The 1,810-nt window shown below is 66.6% G+C and carries 2 protein-coding genes; one reads left to right on the top strand and one right to left on the bottom strand.

Annotation, left to right across the window (positions count from 1 at the left end):
* Nucleotides 1-189, top strand: a 189-nt coding sequence (locus ACWD6R_RS40445; protein WP_451823320.1) for a hypothetical protein, incomplete at its 5' end; no start/stop codon positions are given.
* Between the two features lie 382 nt (nt 190-571).
* Here the strand turns inward: ACWD6R_RS40445 and ACWD6R_RS40440 are convergent.
* The gene (locus tag ACWD6R_RS40440; RefSeq protein ID WP_451823319.1) at nt 572-1,312 is read right to left on the bottom strand and encodes an alpha/beta hydrolase; all 741 of its coding nucleotides are present in this window, start codon (nt 1,310-1,312) and stop codon (nt 572-574) included.
* Nucleotides 1,313-1,810 lie beyond the last annotated feature (498 nt).

Genomic DNA, 1,810 nt, shown 5'->3' with positions numbered 1-1,810 from the left:
CCACCGGCCTGCCCCCACCTCGCTCACCAGCCCGAAACGACCGAAGCCCCGTCACCTGACGGAGCATCGGCCACTACCTACGGATTCGGGTCAGAACTCGCCAACATTTCAGGCACCCGCGACACGCTGGCGCTCTTCGTACCCAACTACAAACGCTCTCCCTTCTCGGTTCTGGCACACATTCCGTGAAAGATCTTGCCGGCTCTCGCCAGCAGAAGGCGCGCGCGTCATGTGAGCTGCGCGGACCACGCGTCACCGGGGTCCGGTGAGGCCGGACTCAAGATCGCTCACGGAATGTGTGCCAGAACCCCCTTCTCGCCTACGTAGCCACCAGCCGCACCGCCGACCGGCTGGCTCTATTCACGAGAACCGACAGCACATGGACACGAGACTGGGCAGCACTCGAAGCACTGCAGAAGTCGAACTGTTCATGGCTTCGGACAGCGTGGGCCCCTGCCGAGCTGGCAGGGGCCCACGGCACAAACAGCAGAGGAGCGCCGGGACCTTCCCTCGACGAACAGCATCCTGGTCAGCGCGGTTTACCGTCTGCTGGTGGCCTGACGGCCCGGCTTCACTTCAGGTGCCGGGTGAAGAACTGGGCCGCGGCGTCCCCCGCGAACTGCGGGACGCCGGTATGCCCGCCCATGTTGGCGTGCAGGGACTTCTCCTTGGAGCCGAAGGCGTCGAACAGGTCCAGGGCCACCTGCCGGTCGTTCCCCTCGTCGTCCCACTGCAGCAGGACGTGCAGCGGAATGGTGACCTGGCGGGCCTCCTCGAACATGGCGCGAGGCACGAAACTCCCGGCGAACAGACCGGCGGCCGCGATGCGCGGCTCGACCACCGCCAGCCGGATACCGATGGAGATCACTCCCCCCGAGTAGCCGACCGGGCCACCGATCTCGGGCAGCGCAAGGAGGGCGTCCAGGGCGGCCTGCCATTCCGGGACCGCCTTGTCGACCAGCGGGAGGATGAGGGCGTCGACGATCTCGTCGCTGACCGGCTCGCCGGCCTCCATCGCCCGGCGCAGGTCGGCGCGGGCCTGCTCGGCGGCGTCCCAACGGGGCCGGTCGCCGCTTCCGGGGAGCTCGATGGTGGCCGTGGCGAAACCCTCCGCCGCGGAGTGCTGGGCTCGGGCCACCAGCCGGGGGTACATCTTGCGCAGCCCGAGGGGAGGGTGGCCGAGCAGGATCAGCGGCGCCGGTGCGGATGCGGATGCAGTTGCGGGCGTCCACAGAAGGCCGGGGATCTCGCCGAGGGTGAATCCGCGTTCGAGGACGCCGCCATCGAGACGCTGTTCCGAAGTGAAATGCATGGTCGTGCCTTTCGGGAGTGCACTGGAACGGCGCTCCCGGACGACCTACCGCCCGACCGTGACCCCGGAGGGGAGCACCCATGTCGATACTTCGTTCACGGGTACCACCTCCTCGCTCTCCAGCACGGCCTCCGGAAACGTAGCAGTGGTCGCGGTGGTCCGCCAAACAGGTTCTTGCGCGAGGTCCGTGGCCGGTTGCCAAGGAGTCGGAACACCACGCAGAACTCCTTGGGGCCTCATCTCGGCTTCTCGTGGCAAGGTCCTGCGACGGCGAGGCGTGCTGGGGGTGCCGGGGGCGATGTCGTTTCTCATGAACATCGAACACGACGCGCCGTCGACGCCTCCCAATCTCATGTACCGGTGCTGTCGGTGCTCGTGAACAAAGCCAGACCGACCGTGGTTTCTCAGCCTGGATCCACCGGCTTGATGTCTGTGGACAGTTTCTCGGGGAACGAAGAAGTGCCTTGTGACCTGCGATGATGGGGTTTCTCTAGGACC

It is taken from the genome of Streptomyces sp. NPDC005151, from assembly GCF_053599875.1.
The sequence above is the reverse complement of the archived record's forward strand: the minus strand, read 5'-3'. Positions and strand labels throughout refer to the sequence as shown.

Bases quoted from the DNA above. Each gene is read 5' to 3' on its own strand.
- ACWD6R_RS40440 (WP_451823319.1), bottom strand. From the start codon at position 1,312: ATGCATTTCACTTCGGAACAGCGTCTCGATGGCGGCGTCCTCGAACGC.